Genomic DNA, 3,016 nt, shown 5'->3' with positions numbered 1-3,016 from the left:
CAAAATGACACATTAAAACCTGCAGGAGGTTCACTTTCCAGTGGTGTACGCTTTGCAGGTGTTAAACACGGTTACATTTATAACATCGAGTCATATGATAACTTGTTGCATGGTATTGATGTGACTTATGGCGTCGACGAATACTTTTATGGTGGCGACGGTGTACGCCCAAGTGAAGCGTTAGAAAGTAAATATGTCCATGTTGATAATTGTGAAACATATGGATTTGGTGACGATGGTATTACGACACACTGGAGCAGATATATCCTTATCACTAATAATTACTCACATAGTCCTATTGGTGGGGGAAATAACAACGGTATTGAAGTGGATGATGGTTCACAATTCGTTTTTCTTTCAGACAATAGAACAGAAAAAAATTATGGCGGACTAGAAATCAAAGCACATGCTACCGCAAGTGCACCGCAGAATATTTTTGTTAATAATCATTTATCAATTAGAGACACGCGATCATATAACATTCGTCACATCGGACACCACAAAGCAACTGACCCACAATCTAAAACGGCGTTCAATGTAGTATTAAATAACTGCTCGTCTGTTTATCCACAATACAACGGTGTATATCCAAAAACGACACCACGTGCAATTGTTATCAGTGCATACCGTAATGTACAAGTAAACAATTTTAGTGCATTAGGTGATAAAAGTTGGGCTAAAGGACAACCGGTTGTCGTAGTACAATACAGAGCTGAAAATGTCGTTTTTAACGGCGTTAATGTTCAAGGTTTTACTGAGTCAAGTTCAGATATTAAGATTTACGGTGGTGCCAACAGACCTAAAAAGATTACTTTTTCAAACATCAATCTTTATAAATCATCAAAAAACATTGGTATTTCTGGCGGTGCAGGCGTTTATGATACTAAAATCATTGGCGCTAATTTAATCGGAACCGGTACAGGAATTGCGATTGAAATGTATAACAATACTGCTGAAATCGTAGGTGTACAAGCTGAGGGGTATGCTACACAAGCATCTATTGCAGAAAGAAAATACAAAAAAGTTCCTACGGTCGTTAAAGGTGGTTTAAGTGCCGCATCGACAGGAGGTGGAGCTTTAGCGGAATCTAGTGCCCTCATTGCTTCGACAGGTGGCTCATATGCGCATAGTGATAGAAGTTGGGTTGCAGGGTCAGGTGTAAACTCACATGCTTATGGTTCGCGTTCTTCAGTGCTTAACTCACTTGAATCAGAGACATTACAAGGCAGTTACTGTCAAACTATCGTAAATAGTCGCGGCGTCAAATCTCCTGGAAATTATCACTTTTTATTAGGTTATGGAGATAAGGGCGCTAGTACGGCTAACATCAAAATTGATATGTCTTCGACTTCGGGTGATATTAAAACAGCCGGCCAACTAACAACAAGTAATAACTTTGCTGACTACGCTGAGTATTTCGAATCTGAAAGTGGTGGCGCTATCCGTAATGGTACTATTGTTACTTTAGAGGGTCGTTATATTAGAAAGGCGCAACACAACGATGTTCCGCTAGGTGTAGTTTCAGGAACGGCAGGTATTATCTTGGGAGACCAAATGTTCCACCACAAAGATAGATATAAAAGAGACGAGTTCGGCGTGATTGTTTATGAGGAGCAATTAAAAACTTGGCAAGATGACGAGGGGAATGAATATTCTGAAATGGTAAAAGTTCCGGTGGAAGACGAAGATTATGTCGAAAACGAAGCATACGAATCGCGTTCAGAACGTCCAGAATGGAATGTAGTAGGGCTTATCGGTCAAGTATATATTTCTATTGATGATACGGTAGACGAGGGCGATTGGATTAGTTCGAGAAATGGTAAAGGTACTAAAGATAACGAAAATGGTTATTATCGCGTTATGAAAATTACGACACCTTATGAAATGGAAAAAGGATATGGTGTTGCAGTTTGTTATATCCACCCTGTGACGAAAGGGAGTTTTAAATAATGTCTAATTTAGATAAAATAGCTGTTTTGAAACAAGAGAATACACCTTACTACAAGCCTATCTCGGAAACGAGAATAGGCTTTTATAATACAGATAGCAATACAGCTAAATTGCGTTTTATAGTTCATAAAAACGGTTTTCCCTATCAACTAGGACCTGTCAATGTAGTGGGGTATTTATGGCTTAAATCATCAAACGGAAGTATGTCGGGACAATTAGATTTAAGTATCTACGATGCGCACGGTGGAATTGTTGAGGTAACGGTACCGAACGAATTCTTGAAAGCTGCAACAGATACAAATGTTGAAGGACAAATCTTGTTAGCTGTAAATGGTAATACAGATGTTGCGACGCTCGGTAAGTTTGAATTTTATGTAGCTGACGCTTTACCTAACCAAGTTAAAGGTGAGGTCAAAGTTCAATACTTTAGAATGTTTGATGATTTGAAAAACGCTTTAGAAAAAGAAGTAGTAGAGATTAAAGAATCGCTGCAAAATTTAGACGACCACGTCACGCAAGTAAGAGATGCACGCGATCAAGCACTACAGCAATTTGAAGTGACAAAAGAAAAAATCACATCTGGTTTTGAATCGTTATACACAAGTGCTCAATCAGAATTGACTAATTTATATCAAAAGCAAAAGCAAGATACCGAGCAAACCAAGAATAGCGCTATAGCTACTATTAATTCTAAAGTCGAAGAGAGTACGGGTGTTATTGAAAGTAAGAAAGAAGAAACGCTCGAGTATATCGATAGTAAGATGCAAGAATTCTCGCGCAATGCTCCTATTGGTGACGCTGAGGTTGATTTTAAATTAGCAGAGCTTAATTGGCAAAAACATAAACTAACTAATGATGACGGAAGCGCTCAGACCATTTCTTTATCGAATGATGTTGATACACTTCATAATCTTGATGCGGGTAATTATTACTTTACCGACACTCCTATAACAGGATCTAGTTCCACTGCCGGATTTGCGATAGTTGAACGAAGAGAAGAAATTGTAAAACGTATCATCTTTCAACCTTACAATTCTACACAAATATGGTTAAAACGTTTTTACAA

At 38.3% G+C, this 3,016-nt stretch carries 2 protein-coding genes; both read left to right on the top strand.

Going from position 1 to position 3,016, the window contains the following annotated elements; translation table 11 throughout:
- On the top strand, positions 1–1,950 hold a 1,950-nt coding region (locus CD138_RS12395; RefSeq protein WP_103265999.1), incomplete at its 5' end, for a peptidase G2 autoproteolytic cleavage domain-containing protein.
- On the top strand, positions 1,950–3,016 hold a 1,067-nt coding region (locus tag CD138_RS12390), incomplete at its 3' end, for a BppU family phage baseplate upper protein (protein WP_103265998.1). The genes CD138_RS12395 and CD138_RS12390, both read left to right, overlap by 1 nt.

Source organism: Staphylococcus intermedius NCTC 11048 (genome assembly GCF_002902385.1).
Lineage (GTDB): Bacteria > Bacillota > Bacilli > Staphylococcales > Staphylococcaceae > Staphylococcus > Staphylococcus intermedius.
The sequence above is the reverse complement of the archived record's forward strand: the minus strand, read 5'-3'. Positions and strand labels throughout refer to the sequence as shown.